7 protein-coding genes are annotated in these 13,996 nt (G+C 71.0%); 1 reads left to right on the top strand and 6 read right to left on the bottom strand.

What is annotated here, in order from left to right:
* The 6 genes from GKQ77_RS15390 to GKQ77_RS15415 form a co-directional block, all read right to left on the bottom strand.
* A partial coding sequence (locus GKQ77_RS15390; protein WP_219689335.1) for a non-ribosomal peptide synthetase occupies nucleotides 1-8,177 on the bottom strand: 8,177 nt, incomplete at its 3' end.
* 42 nt (nucleotides 8,178-8,219) lie between these two features.
* Complete coding sequence (locus GKQ77_RS15395) at nucleotides 8,220-9,407, bottom strand: NAD(P)/FAD-dependent oxidoreductase (protein ID WP_219689336.1); 1,188 nt, start codon at nucleotides 9,405-9,407, stop codon at nucleotides 8,220-8,222.
* 13 nt (nucleotides 9,408-9,420) lie between these two features.
* On the bottom strand, nucleotides 9,421-9,651 hold the full coding sequence (locus GKQ77_RS15400; protein WP_219689337.1) for a phosphopantetheine-binding protein: 231 nt from the start codon (nucleotides 9,649-9,651) through the stop codon (nucleotides 9,421-9,423).
* On the bottom strand, nucleotides 9,651-11,213 hold the full coding sequence (locus GKQ77_RS15405) for an amino acid adenylation domain-containing protein (protein WP_219689338.1): 1,563 nt from the start codon (nucleotides 11,211-11,213) through the stop codon (nucleotides 9,651-9,653). Before GKQ77_RS15405 ends, GKQ77_RS15400 begins: the two co-directional genes overlap by 1 nt.
* Nucleotides 11,214-11,288: 75 nt before the next feature.
* Nucleotides 11,289-11,900 carry an LmbU family transcriptional regulator gene (locus tag GKQ77_RS15410; protein WP_258021378.1) on the bottom strand — a complete coding sequence of 204 codons (612 nt, stop codon included), beginning with the start codon at nucleotides 11,898-11,900 and terminating at the stop codon, nucleotides 11,289-11,291.
* Between the two features lie 110 nt (nucleotides 11,901-12,010).
* Nucleotides 12,011-12,226, bottom strand: coding sequence for an MbtH family protein (locus tag GKQ77_RS15415; RefSeq protein ID WP_219689340.1), 216 nt, complete (start codon nucleotides 12,224-12,226; stop codon nucleotides 12,011-12,013).
* 448 nt (nucleotides 12,227-12,674) lie between these two features.
* Here GKQ77_RS15415 and ccrA point away from each other — a divergent pair.
* Nucleotides 12,675-13,996, top strand: a 1,322-nt coding sequence (gene ccrA, locus GKQ77_RS15420) for a crotonyl-CoA carboxylase/reductase (protein ID WP_219689341.1), incomplete at its 3' end; no start/stop codon positions are given.

Raw genomic sequence — 13,996 nt, forward strand, 5'->3', positions numbered from 1 at the left:
GGCGGGGGCGGGGCGTCGTGGCTGTCGCGGGTGGCGTACAGCTGGCTCATCCCGGTGCCCTCAAGGCCTTGCGGTGTCTCCACGACGACGTGGAAGCCCTTGGTCTCCAGCATCTTCGTCACGACCGCGACCCGGTCGTCGACGTCGTGCACCTCGGCGACGACCTGGCGGATGATCGGCCAGTGCTCGGGCTCGATCCCGCGCAGGGCGGCCAGTTCGCTCTTCTCCGCGTCGACCTTCAGCACGTCCACCGCGGTGAGTCCGTTGTCCCGGATCACCTGTGACACGGTGCGCAGCTCCACGTCGACCCGCGTGCTCGCCAGCCGGTCGGTCAGCAGATCGGTCAGTTGGTCGTCCTCTACGGCGTTCGCGCCGCGTTCGTTGGCGATGACCCGGCGCAGCGTCTCCTGCTCCGTCGCCTCGTCCGCGAACTGCCCCGACATCAGTGACATCTCGGGGTAGTACGTGAACTCAGCGCGCCCGGGGGTGTCCGAGATGCCGCAGTCGGTCACCACGGCGTCCAGGCCGTGCAGCTGGGCGTTGATCCGGTAGAACTCGGCCGACTCGGGCATCGGCTCGACCGCGTACACCCGTACGCCGCGCGCCACCGACCCGGCCCACAGCCCGAACATGCCGACGTGGCCGCCCACGTCGACGACGCACGCGCCGTCGTCGAAGGTCACCCCGCCGCGCGCGTACTCGCCCCGCTGGAAGATCTCGTCGTAGAGATAGGAGATGTTCGACTTGTTGCGTCCGGCCACCAGCATGCCGTTGGGCAGCTCGTGCAGTTCGACGTCGGCCAGCCGCCCGGCCTTCTCCAGCTCGCGGTACTCGGTCACGCCGGGTGCCGCCTCGGGGTCCACCACCAGGTATCCGGCCAGCTGCCGGTCGCCGGTGGCGTCCTCGCGGGCGATCACCGTGGCCTGCCGCACGGCGGGGTGGCGGGCCAACTGGCTCTCGATCTCGCCCAGTTCGATGCGGAAGCCGCGGATCTTGACCTGGAAGTCGGTGCGCCCCACGTAGTTCAGCTCGCCGTCCGGGTTCCACCGCACGATGTCGCCGGTGCGGTACATCCGGGCTCCCGGCTCGCCGTAGGGGCACGCCACGAACCGGTCCGCGGTCAGCGCGGCCTGGCCGAGGTAGCCCCGCGCGAGTCCGGCGCCCGCGAGGTACAGCTCGCCGTCGACGCCGGGCGGCACCGGGCGCAGCGCCGCGTCCAGCACGTACACCCGGGTGTTCCAGATCGGCAGGCCGATCGGCACGGGCCCGGAGCCGTCCGGCTCACAGGCGTGGTAGGTCACGTCGACGGCTGCCTCGGTCGGGCCGTACAGGTTGTGCAACGCGACGTCCGGCAGGGTGCGCGCGAAGGCGTGCGCGGTCTCGCGGGGCAGGGCCTCGCCGCTGCAGAACACCCGGCGCAGCGGCTCGTCACAGCGGGCGGCGGCCGGTTCGGCCAGGAAGGCCTGGAGCATCGACGGCACGAAGTGGCAGGTGGTGACGGACTGCTCGCGGATCAGCCGGGCCAGATACGCCGGATCCTTGTGTCCGTCGGGTGCCGCGATCACCAGCGCCGCGCCTTCCTGGAGCGGCCAGAAGAACTCCCACACCGACACGTCGAACGACGACGGCGTCTTCTGCAGCACGCGGTCCTCGGGAGTGAGCCGGTAGGTGTCCTGCATCCAGCGCAGCCGGTTGTTGATCGCCCGGTGCGACACCTGTACGCCCTTGGGGGTGCCGCTGGAGCCCGAGGTGTAGATGACGTACGCGGCGTTGTCCGGTGCGAGCGTGCGCGGCGGGTTGGCCGTCGGGTAGCCGGAGACGTCCGGGAGCCGTTCGTCGAGGACCAGCAGCGGTTTCGCGCCCTCCAGCATGTGGCGTACGCGGTCCTCGGGCAGGTCGGTGCCGACCGGCAGATAGGCCGCGCCCGCCTTGACCACCGCGTGCAGTGCCACCAGCAGGTCCACGGAGCGGGGGACGCGGACCGCGACGACCTGCTCGGGGCCCGCGCCACGCTCGACCAGCCAGTGCGCCAGCTGGTTGGCACGCCGGTTGAGTTCGCCGTAGGTCAGCGTCTCCTGCTCCCCGATCAGCGCGACGCGCTCGGGGCCGCGCTCCACCTGCGTCTCGAAGGCGCTCGGCAGGGTGTCGTCGGCGACCGGGTGTGCCGTGTCGTTGACCCGGGAGAGCGTCCATTCCCGCTCCTCGTCACTGAGCACCCCGATGGCGCCGACGAGGCACGTCGGGTCGGTGCGCACCTGCTCCAGGACCCGGACGAGCCGGGCGGCGATCACCTCGGCCGCCTCACGGTCGTAGAGGTTGTTCTGGTAGTCGATGGAGAGCCGCAGGTAGGGGTCGGCGGAGTTGAGGCTGAGCGGGTAGTGGGAGCCGGCGAACGGACGGATGCCGTCGATCGTGAAGCCCGCCGAAGTGTTCGCGTCGACGATGCCCTCGCGGTCGATCGGGTAGTTCTCGAAGGCGATCATCGTGTCGAACAGGGCGGGGAGTCCGGCGTCGCGCTGGATGTCGGCGAGCCCGTAGGAGTGGTGGTCGAGCAGCGCGGTCTGCCGGTCCTGCAGCTCGGTGATGACGTCGGCGATGCTGCTGTCCGGCCGGCAGAACACCCTGATCGGCAGGGAGTTGACGAAGAGTCCGACCATTTCGTCCGAGCCGGGCAGCTCCGCGGGGCGGCCGTTGACGGCGGCCCCGAACACCACGTCCTGCTGCCCGGTCAGCTTCGAGAGCAGGATGCCCCAGGCGCCCTGGAGGAGCGTGTTCAGGGTGACACCGAACTCCGCCGCGCGCCGGGCGAGTTCACGCCCCTTGTCGATGCTCAGCGGTACCTCGACCCGCCCGAGGGCGGTCCCCGTGCCCTGGAGGGGGGCGTGCGGGGCCACCAGGGTCGGCTGGTCGAATCCGGCGAGTTCGGCGGCCCACCGGGCGGCGGACTCCTCCCGGTCCCGTGTGGAGAGCCAGGCCAGGTAGTCGCCGTAGCTGCGGACCGGAGCGAGTTCGCCGGTTCCGGAGTACAGCTGGATCAGGTCCTTGAAGACCAGCGGCGACGACCAGCCGTCGAACACGGTGTGGTGTGCCGTGATGATGAGTTTGGCCCGTCGCGGTCCGCAGGTGAGCAGGGCCAGACGGAACAGCGGCGGCCTTGTGGGGTCGAGGCGGTCGGCCCGGTCGTCGGCGAGGGCCCTGTCGAGCGCCGCGTCCTGCTCGGCTTCGCTGTGGCCGGTCAGATCGACGTGCCGCCAGGGTACGGATACGTGTTCCGCGACGACCTGCACCGGGTCGCCGCCCGCCGCGGTGAAGAACGCGGCGCGCAGGTTCGGGTACCGGTCGAGGAGCGCCTGCCCGGCGGCCCGCATGCGCGCCGGGTCCACGTGTCCGGACAGATGCAGCACGAACTGCATGTGGTAGACGTCGAAGGAGCCGTCGGCGACCGCGGCCTGGAACTGGATGCCGGACTGCCCCGACGACTGCGGCCAGATCTCGACCAGCCGTCCGTAGCGCTTCTCCCAGCTCTCGATCTCGTCCTGCCGCACCGAGACCAGCGGGGTGTCCGAGGGTGTGAGCCCGCCGGTCTCCGGGCGCGCCGCGTGCGCGGCCATGCCGTGCAGCACGTCGACCCACAGATCGGCCAGTTCGGTGATCCGCTCCCGGGAGAGGATCCCGGTGGGGAACATGAAGACGGTCTGCAGGCGGGTGCCGTCGGCGGTGTCCGTGGCGACGGAGTTGACCTCCAGGGCGGAGAGCGCGGGCAGGTCGGGGTCGGACGGCGGGAGCAGGTCGGCGGACCAGGCCGCCGGTCCCCAGCCGTCCGCGCGCAGGTGCTCGGGCACGTCGGTGCCGGAGATCCGGCCGAGGTAGTTGAACCCGATCTGCGGCGCCGGGTACCCGGTGAGCAGCGGGGCGGTCTCCGGGTTCAGATGGCGCAGCAGCCCATAGCCCACGCCCTTGTCGGGGATGCCGTGCAGCTGCTCCTTGACCAGCTTGATCGCCTTGCCGGCCGCGGGGCCCCCGGCCAGCACGTCGGCCAGGTCCACGGCGGCCACGTCGACCCGCGCCGGGTACATGCTGGTGAACCATCCGACGGTCCGGGAGAGGTCGGCGCCGGGGACGATGTCCTCCGTACGCCCGTGGCCTTCCAGCCGGATCAGGGTCGAGCGGTCCGCGCCGCGCCACCGGTTCACCGCCAGGGCGAGCGCGGCGAGCAGCACGTCGGTCCCGGTTCCCCTGAAGGCCGCGGGAAGCCTGGTCAGCACCGCCTCGGTGACGTCGGCGGGCAGGTGCACGCGCACGGTGTCGACGGTGGACATCACATCCACCGCCGGGTCGAACGCCCGCGTGCCCAGCGGGGGGTTCGGCGCCTCCAGCAGGTCCCGCCAGTACGTCAGTTCGGCTTCCCGCTCCGGGGAGAGCGCCTCGGTCTCCAGCGCCGACGCCCAGCGGCGGGCGGACGTCCCCACGGCGGGCAGCTCCGGAGTGCGGCCCGCCCGGACCTGTTGCCACGCCTCGGCCAGGTCAGACATGAGGATCCGCCAGGAGACCCCGTCCACCACGAGGTGGTGCAGTACGGCGAGGAGCCGGCCCGGGCCCGCGTCGGCGGCGAACCACACGAAGTCCGCCATGGTCCCGGCCGCCGGGTCGAGCCGTCCGACGGCGGCGTCCAGCTCCGCCTTCCCCGCCTCCAGCAGGTGCGGCTCCTCCCACCGGCCGTCGCAGTCGACGCGGTGGATCAGTTCCGCCGCCCGCACGCTGCCCTGCGGACGGACGACGAGGGAGGGCTCGTCGCCGCGCACCAGCCGGGCGCGGAGGAGGTCGTGCCGGTCGAGTACGGCGTCCAGCGTCGCGGCGAGCCCGTTCGCGTCGATGCCCACGGGCAGTTCGAGCACCATCGCCATGGCGAACCGGTCCGTTCCGCCGCCGTGCCCGAAGATCTCCCGCGCCACGGGCTGCAACGGCATCGGACCGACGCCGCCGCCCTCCTCCTCCGCGAGCACGGGCACCCGGTCCCGGCGGGTGGCGGCCACTTCGGCGAGGCGGGCCGCCGTGCGGCACTCGAAGACCTCCCGCGTGGTGAGCTCCAGGCCACGGGCCCGGGCCCGCGCGACCACCTGGAGGGAGCGCAGGCTGTCCCCGCCCACGGCGAAGAAGTCGTCGTCGGCGCCGACCCGGTCCACGCCGAGTACGTCCGCGTAGGCGGCGGTGATGATCGCCTCGGCCTCGTTGCGCGGTGCCCGGTAGCTCTCGCCCGTGAACTCCGGTTCGGGCAGGGCCGCGCGGTCCAGCTTGCCGGTCGAGGTGAGGGGCATCCGGCCGAGGACCACGAAGGCCGACGGCACCATGTAGTCGGGCAGCCGTGCCGCGACGAACTTGCGCAGCTCGGCGGCCGAGGCACCGGCGAGGACGTCCACATCGCCGATGCCACCGGCGCCGTCGTCACCGACGCCGCCCTCACCCGCGTACACCACGTACGCGACGAGCCGCCGCCCGCCGGAGGGCGTCTCCCGGCTGACCACCACCGCCTGGCCGACCGCGGGGTGCCGCATGCACGCGGCCTCGACCTCGGCCGTCTCGATGCGGAAGCCGCGCACCTTCACCTGGCCGTCGGCCCTGCCGACGCACTCCAGTTCGCCTCGCGCGTTGCGGCGGGCCAGGTCGCCCGTGCGGTACATCCGCTCGCCGGGTGGCCCGAACGGGTTGGCCACGTAGCGCTCGGCGGTCAGGTCCGGGCGTCCGTGGTAGCCGCGGCCCAGACAGGTCCCCACCACGTACAGCTCGCCGACCACGCCCTGCGGCACCGGGGCGAGCCCCGGGCCCAGCACGTAGGCCCGCATGTTGCCCAGCGGGGTGCCGATCGGCGCGACCTCGCCCGGCGTCCATTCCTCGGACGCGGGGAGGGAGTACGTGGTGGCGTAGAAGCTCTCGCTCTGCCCGTAGGAGTTGACGATCCGCACCCCGGGCAGGGCCTCGCGCACCTCCCGCACCAGCCGGGCCGGGAGCACGTCGCCCGCGAAGACGACGGTGCGTACGTCGGGCGCCTTCTCCAGGTGACCGATGAGTTCGCCGAAGACCGAGGGGACGGCGCTGATCACATGGCCGTTCCAGGAGTCCCGCTCGGCGAGGGCGAGCGCGTTCGGCACCACCTCGGCCGTGCCGCCGGTGGACAGGGTGGTCAGCAGCTCGAAGACCGAGACGTCGAAGTTGACCGAGGTGGCGGCCAGCATGCGCCACCCGGGCGGCGCGTCAAGGACACGCACCAGCTCCCGCACGCCGTTGACGACGTTGCGGTGGGTGATCGCCGCGCCCTTCGGCTTGCCCGTGGAGCCGGAGGTGTACATGACGTACGCCAGGTTGTCCGGACCGAGCGGTGCGTTCCGGGCCACGTCGTCCAGCGGCTCCTCGGAAGAGGGCCACCGCTCGCGGTGGTCGAGGTGGACGGCCGACATGTCGTTCCGCGGCAGCTCCTGCCAGGTCTCGGTGTCGGTGACCACGAAGCGCGCGGCCGCCTCGGACAGCACGGTCTCCGCCCGGGCACCGAGGTAGTTCGGGTCCATCGGCAGGTACGCGGCACCGGACTTGAGGATGCCCAGCAGGCCGACGACGAGGTCCTGGGTGCGGGGCAGCGCCAGTACCACCAGGTCCTCGGGCCCGGCGCCCCGCCGCGCCAGCTCCCGCGCGACGCCGTTCGCCAGGTCGTCGAGCTGCCGGTAGGTCAGTGTGCTCTCGCCGCAGACGACCGCGGGGGCGTCCGGGGTCCTCGCGACCTGGCCTTCGAACAGCTCCGGGATCGTCAGCTCGGGCACCGCCGTCGCGGTGTCGTTGAACCGGTTGAGCACTTGGTCCCGTTCGGCCGCGTCGAGCGCGTCGATGCCGCTGGTCCCGCGCTCCGGTTCGGCGACGAGCCGGCCGAGGACGCGCACGAACCGGTGCGCGATGTCCTCGGCCGTGGCCCTGTCGAACAGGTCGGTGGCGTACTCCAGGCGGCAGCGCGCTCCGCCCGAGCCGTTCGGGATGATGTCGAAGAAGAGGTCGAACTTGGCCGTCCTCGTCTCCAGCCTCTCGGCCCGGGCGTCGAGGCCGGGGAACTCCATCTCCGGCACGGGCGGCTGCCAGGCGAGCATCACCTGGAAGAACGGGTTGTAGGCGGTGGACCTGTCCGGGTTGAGGAGCTCCACCAGCCGCTCGAACGGCATGTCCTGGTTGTCGTACGCGGCGAGTGCCCGGTCGCGCACCCGCTGGAGCACCTGGCGGAAGGTGGGGTTTCCGGAGAGGTCGACGCGCAGCACCCAGGTGTTGACGAAGAAGCCGACGAGGTCCCGCAGCTCCTCGTCGGTGCGGCCCGCGATCGGTGCGCCGATCGGCACGTCGTCACCGCAGCCGAGGTGGTGCAGGAGGACCGCGAGCGCGGAGTGCATGACCATGGAGACCGTGGTGTCCGCCTGGGCGGCCAGCCGCTCCACGGACCGCAGCAGATCGGGGTCGATCGCGAAGGGGACCATGTCGCCGCGGTGGCTCATCGCCTTGGGGCGTCGGCGGTCGGTGGGTATGGCCAGCGGCTGGGCCAGATCGGCCAGCGTCTGCCGCCAGTACTCCAGTTGCCTCGCCGCCAGGCTCCGCGGGTCGGACTCGTCACCGAGCATGTCCCGCTGCCACAGCGTGTAGTCCGCGTACTGCACCGGAAGCGGCTCCCACGCCGGGGCGCGGCCCTCGGTGCGGGCCGCGTAGGCCATCAGGAGGTCGCGGAAGAGCGGCCCGAAGGACTCCCCGTCCACGGCGATGTGGTGCATGACCAGGACCATGGTGTGCTCGCGCGGTCCGCGTCGCAGCAGCTTGGCGCGGATCGGCACGTCGGCGGCGAGGTCGAAGGTGGCGGTGGCCACCTCGTCGACGGCCGCCGGTTCCGCCTCCTCGGTGACCTCGACGACCGGCAGGCCGAACGGCCTGCTGTCGAAGGGCAGCACCTGCTGGTGCGGAACGCCGTCGTCATCCTCGACGATCACCGTGCGCAGGGCCTCGTGCCGGTCGATGACATCGCGGAGCGCCGACTCCAGGGCGCCCACGTCCAGTTCGCCGGTGAGCCGCAGGGCGAAAGCGCCGTTGTACGTCGGCGAAGGGCCTTCGAACCGGTCCACGAACCACAGTCGGCGCTGCGCGAACGACAACGGGATCATTGTTCCTCCAAATCGAGGGAGCCACCAGGGAGCGCTCCGCCCTCAGTTCTGATCGAGTACCGCCAGCAGTTCGGCGTTGTAGAAGTCGTCGAAGGAACACGCACCGGAGACCGTCGAGAAGTACCGGTCGATCAGTTCCTGGTGACCGACCAGCTTCCGCAGCATCTCCGTGCGCCCCTGCGGCTTCAGTTCGGCCACGTTGAGCGCGCCCTGGTAGATGTCGGAGAAGGTCTCCTCCAGGTCTTCCTCGTAGTACCGCAGGGCCTCTTCGAGCGCCGCCTCGTCGTGCAGTCGCTCGCCGATGTGCCCGGTGAGCGACTGGGCCTGGAGAAAGGCGTCGGTGATGCCGCGCGCGGTGATGGAGTCCTTGTGGTGGACCGCGTCACCGAGCAGCACCCATCCGGGCCCGTAGGCCTTGCGGAAGTAGTTCTCCTGGTGGCCGGTGCCGTACAGCTGCTCCACGCGCTCGCCCGCCGACATCCGTTCGGACAACTCGCGGCTCGTCGAGCGGACGGCTTCGAGATAGGCGGGTTCCACTGCCTTGCGTACCTCGGAGAACTCGTCCTGCGGGAAGTACGTCATGATCAGCGTGAGGCCGTCGTGCGTGGGGGCGGCGACGATCCAGCGTCCGGGGCGCTCGTACAGCTCGAAGCCCGCGGGAACCCCGGCCCAGTAGCTGTAGTAGACGCAGCTCATGCGCGGGTGCTCGACCACGTTCCGGGCGCCGGCCTTGCGGGCCACGAGCGAGCGCATGCCGTCGGCGCCGACGACCAGCCGCGCCCGCTCCGTCGCCTCGGCGCCACCGGGCGTCGTGTACCGCACGCCCACGACCCGGTCGCCTTCGAAGACCAGGTCGGTGACCGCGCAGGACTCCCGCAGCTCCACCCCCGACGCCACGGCACCCTCGGCGAGGATGGGGTCGAGCACGAACCGCCTCGGCGCGTAGGTCGTGCGGTGGCCGTCGACGGGCAGGGAGAAGCCGTCGAGACGGACGCCGGGGCCCTCGTAGCTCTCGTGGTCGATCGGCGGGCAGCCGGTGTCGCGGAGCTTGTCGAGCAGCCCCCACCGGCCGAGCAGCGCGACTCCCGGCTGGTGGATGTAGTGCGAGGACAGCGTGTCCTGCGGGAACCGCGCCTTCTCCAAGAGCAGGACGCGGTATCCCTGCCGGGCGAACAGCATGGCCGCCGGTGAACCCGCACAGCGGGCCCCTATGACAATGACGTCGAACATGGCGCCTCTCCGATCAGGTGGTCTTCGCACCCATGGATTCGATGTACTCGGAAATCGACGCCACCGTCGGGTTGAGGAACATCTGGTCGACCGGAACCTCGACGTCCAGTTCCTCGATGTAAGCCATCTGGATTTTGGCCATGATCACGGACTGGCCGCCCAGGGCGAAGAAATCGTCGTCGACCGCTATGTCGTCGCGCTGGAGTTCCCGGCACCAGATGCCGCGCACCCTTTCGGCAATCATCACAATCCCTTCAATCGGTCGACCAGTGCCGCGCGGTCCGCTTTTCCGTGCGGACTCAAGGGAAGTCGCGGGATATTGAGGAACCGGGCCGGAACCATGGAGCGCGGCAGCGTCTCGAGGAGGCGCGGGCGCACGTCGTCCTCCGCGAGCTCGGCTCCCGCCGGGACGAGGAACGCGATCAGCTCCGCCTCACCCGCCTCGGTGTACCTCGCCACCACGGCGGCCTCCCGCACCCCGGCGAGCCTGCCGAGCGCGCGCTCTACGTCGGTGGGGTCGATGCGCATGCCCCGCACCTTCACCTGGGCGTCCATCCGGCCGGCGACGACCAGGTCCCCGGCCTCGTTCACCCGGCCGCGATCGCCCGTGCGGTACAGCCTGCGCGGCGCACCGTCGATCACGGCCGTCGTGAACCGCTCGGATTCGGGGCCCGTGCCGCCCAGGTAGCCCGCGCCTACGCCGGTCCCGGAGATGCAGACCTCGCCGTACTCCCCCGCTCCGACACCGCGCATCCGCTCGTCGAGGAGGTGGATCTGGGTGTTGTACGCCGGCCTGCCGACCGGTGCGGTGTCGTGTTCGCCCGGCCGGTAATCGGCGAGGTCGTACGAGGTCGCGACATCCGTGCACTCGGCGACGCCGTACTGGTGCAGGAGGGTGCACGTATTGCCCTCGCGGCGCGCCCAGTCGATGATCCGTTCGACCTTCAGCGGCTCCCCGCCGAAGAGCACGTAGTCCAGTCGGCTGAGCACCTCGTCCCCGCGTGCGGTCTCCCAGTCCACCAGCAGGTACAGCGTGCTCGAAGCGCAGTGCACCGTGCGTATCCCGTGCTCACGGAGCATGCGGTAGGCCATCGCCGCGTCGAAGTTCCGGCTCGCCATCAGGTGTTGGGTGGCGCCGCAGAACAGCGGCGTCATCAGGCTGCGCTGGGAGAGGTCGAAGCCGAACGCGCTGACCACGAGGTTGTGCGAGCCGCGGTCCAGGCCGTACTCGAGCGCCAGCCAGTTCATCAGGTTGAACCAGCCCTCGTGCCGCACCGCGGTCAGCTTCGGTGTGCCGGTCGACCCGGAGGTGAAGACCGCGTAGCACACGTCGTCCCCGGTGACCGCGGTCTCGGGGTCGGTGGCCGGGAGGCCTGCCAAGTGATCGGTCAACTGCTCGAAGCCGACGATCTCGACGGCCGCCGACTCGACCAGGGGGGCGGTGGCCGGGGAGGCCACGATCAGGGCGAGGCCGGGGACCTGCCCCAGCAGCAGGCGCAGTCTCGCCGCCGGGTAGGACGGGTCGAACGGTACGTAGGCCGCGCCCGCCTTCAGCGTGCCGAGGATGGCGACGACCATGTCGACCGAGTAGTCGAGGCAGACCCCGACCCTCGCCCCCCGGCCGTGGCCGCGCGCGATGAGGAAGTGCGCGAACCGGTTGGCCCGGGCGTTCAGTTCCGCGTACGTCACCTGACGCCCGGCGCAGAAGACGGCGACGGCGTCGGGGGTGGCCGCCGCGTGCGCCTCGAACCGCTTGTGGACGACGGGTGTCGCGGGCAGGGCAACCCGCTTTCCCTGAAGGATCATCAACTGACTCCGATGTGGAGGTGTCCGGTCGGGCGGGCCCCCGGCGTGCCACGGGGAACGGAGCGGGCCGGGCGGTCAGGCGGTGCGCCGGTCGGCGGCGTCGAGCACCTGGGTCACCCACTTGTCGACGGGCAGACCATGCGCGGCGGCCACCTTGGAGTAGAAGTCCAGTTGACCCGCGGACAGTTCGATGGTGAGCGTGGTGACCTGGGGCGCGGGCTCGTCGGCGGAGTCCGGCCGCTCCGCGGGCCGGGGCGCCTCCCGCTTCCCGGCGCCGTCACCGCTCGGGGGGATGCCGGCCTGCTCGGACTGCTCGGACTGTTCGGCCAGGCTGGCACGGACCGCCCTGCGGAGTTCGTTGCGCGACCACTTCTGCTGCTCGGCCTTGCGCAGCCAGTAGTCCTGCTCGGCCGGCGACAAGCGGGTCACCTCGGCGTGGTGGGCGAAGCTCAGGCTCTCCCGCCTGCGGCGGTGCTCGAACCGTCGGGCCACCCAGGCGTAGTTGCGCAGGGTCTGGTAGTCGAGCCCGGTCCTCTCGACCGCCTCCCGGTACCGGCGCCATCCGTAGGCGGCCTCACCGAAGATCAGCCAGTCGCCGAGCCACCACGCCGAGGAGTTCGTGAGCTCGCGCAGATTGGTGCCGATCCGTTCCCAGGACCGTTCCGACAGGTTCTGCGGAAAGGTCATCCCCGTCTTCCGCGCCTGCGCCTGTTCCCCCACGAAGGAGAGAACCACATCGCGCTGCGCGAGTTCACCGCCGGTGCTCGCCGGCCCGGTCCGGCAGCTGCTCGCCGTTCTCACTCCGCCGCCATGGCCTGCCGCAGGCTCCTGGGCCGCAAGTCGGTCCAGTGCCGCTCCACGTACTCCAGGCACTCGCCCCTGGCCGCCTCGCCGAAGACCACCCGCCAGCCCGCGGGCACCTCGGCGAAGACCGGCCACAGGGAGTGCTGGTCCTCGTCGTTGGCCAAGACGTAGAAGCTGCCGTCCTCGTCATCGAAAGGGTTCGTGCTCATTGCCACCATCCTTAATCGCCACGGGGTTTCCCGACGTCACGGAGTTTCCCGACGTCAGGAGTTTCCCGAAGTCACGGAGTTTCCCGAAGTCACGGGGTGTTCCGAATTCGGAAATCGACAGGGCCGCGCACCGGTTCGCGGATCGGCGTCGTCCTGTCGACAGGACACCGGGCATCCGCGGCCACCCTGGAATGCTGACGCCACGCTAGGACCCGGCCCACCCAGGCCGCAAGGACGGGGGAATTTCCGCACTCCCGGCCATCCGACCGCACCTGTATCCCACTGGGGTTCTGTGCCACGATGGCCGAGCGGTGGGCCGTAACCGGCACACTTGAATGTGAATTTGAGCAATCTGCTCCTACCAAGGCGACCGAGAGAACGCGCGGTGAATGACGCGCCCGCGCGGGTGTCCCGCCAGAGCCCGGTCCCCGAGTGAAGGAATTCCTGTATGGACGCATTGGCCGAAGCCGTGCTCGCGGGTGCTTCACCTGACGAACTGATGCGGGAGGACGTGCCCGGCGAGTACCTGGCCGCGTATCTGCACGCGGACGACACCCGGATGTTCGGCGACGTCCCGGACAAGGACGTACGCCGCTCCCTTCGGGTCGGCCGGGTGCCGATGCCCGAGCTGGCACCGGACGAGGCGCTGGTCGCGGTCATGGCCAGCTCCGTCAACTACAACACCGTCTGGTCGGCGACGTTCGAACCGCTGCCCACCTTCGACTTCCTGCGCCGCTTCGGCCGCCAGGGCGGGTACGCCGCCCGGCACGACCGGCCGCACCACGTGCTCGGCTCGGACGGCGCCGGTGTGATCGTGCGTGTCGGCGCGGGCGTGCGGCACTGGCGCGTCGGCGACCACGTCGTCGTCTCCCCGTCCTACGTGGACGACCAGGAGCCCGCGACCCACGCCGACGGGATGCTCGGCGCGGAGCAGCGCGTGTGGGGCTTCGAGACCAACTTCGGCGGTCTGGCCCATTACGCGGTGGTACGGGTCAACCAGCTGGTGCCCAAGCCCGCGCACCTGTCCTGGGAGGAGGCCGCTTCCGTGCCGCTGTGCGGCAGCACCGCCTACCGGATGCTGGTCGGCGACCGCGGTGCGCGCATCAAGCAGGGCGACATCGTGCTGATCTGGGGGGCGACCGGCGGTCTCGGCGCCTACGCGGTGCAGTTGGTGAAGGCGGGCGGCGGTATCCCCGTCGGCGTGGTGAGCTCGGAGGAGAAGGCGCGCGCGCTGCGCCGGCTGGGCTGCGACGTGGTCATCAACCGCAACGACATCGGCCTCGGCCACCGGGTCCCGACCCCGGAGGAGGCCATCGCCCTCGGCAAGCAACTCGGCAGGCGGATCCGGGCCGAGGTCGGCGAGGACCCGCATGTGGTGTTCGACTACATCGGCGCCGCCACCTTCGGCATCTCGGTCTTCGTGGTGCGCAAGGGCGGCACGGTCATCACCTGCGGGTCCAGCACCGGCTACCAGCACCAGTACGACAACCGCTATCTGTGGATGCACCTCAAACGGATCATCGGCAGCCACGCGGCCAACTGGCAGGAGCTGCAGGAGTGCAACCGGCTGGTGCAGCTGGGCAAGCTCGTCCCCGCGCTCTCCACGGTGTTCCCGCTCGACGAGATCGGCGAGGCCGCACGGCTGGTGCAGAACAACGGGCACACCGGCAAGGTCGGGGTGCTGTGTCTGGCCCCGCACACCGGGCTCGGGGTCACCGACCCCGCGTCGCGCGCCCGGTTCGGCGCTGACCGGCTCACCCCGCTCTGGGA

Source organism: Streptomyces anatolicus, assembly GCF_019400875.1.
In the GTDB taxonomy this organism is placed as follows: Bacteria; Actinomycetota; Actinomycetes; order Streptomycetales; family Streptomycetaceae; genus Streptomyces; species Streptomyces anatolicus.

Excerpts from the sequence above, each read along its gene's own strand:
- GKQ77_RS15395 (WP_219689336.1), bottom strand. The coding sequence starts at position 9,407 with ATGTTCGACGTCATTGTCATAGGGGCCCGCTGTGCGGGTTCACCGGCG.
- GKQ77_RS15410 (WP_258021378.1), bottom strand. The coding sequence starts at position 11,900 with ATGACCTTTCCGCAGAACCTGTCGGAACGGTCCTGGGAACGGATCGGC.
- GKQ77_RS15400 (WP_219689337.1), bottom strand. The coding sequence starts at position 9,651 with ATGATTGCCGAAAGGGTGCGCGGCATCTGGTGCCGGGAACTCCAGCGC.
- GKQ77_RS15415 (WP_219689340.1), bottom strand. The coding sequence starts at position 12,226 with ATGAGCACGAACCCTTTCGATGACGAGGACGGCAGCTTCTACGTCTTG.
- GKQ77_RS15405 (WP_219689338.1), bottom strand. The coding sequence starts at position 11,213 with ATGATCCTTCAGGGAAAGCGGGTTGCCCTGCCCGCGACACCCGTCGTC.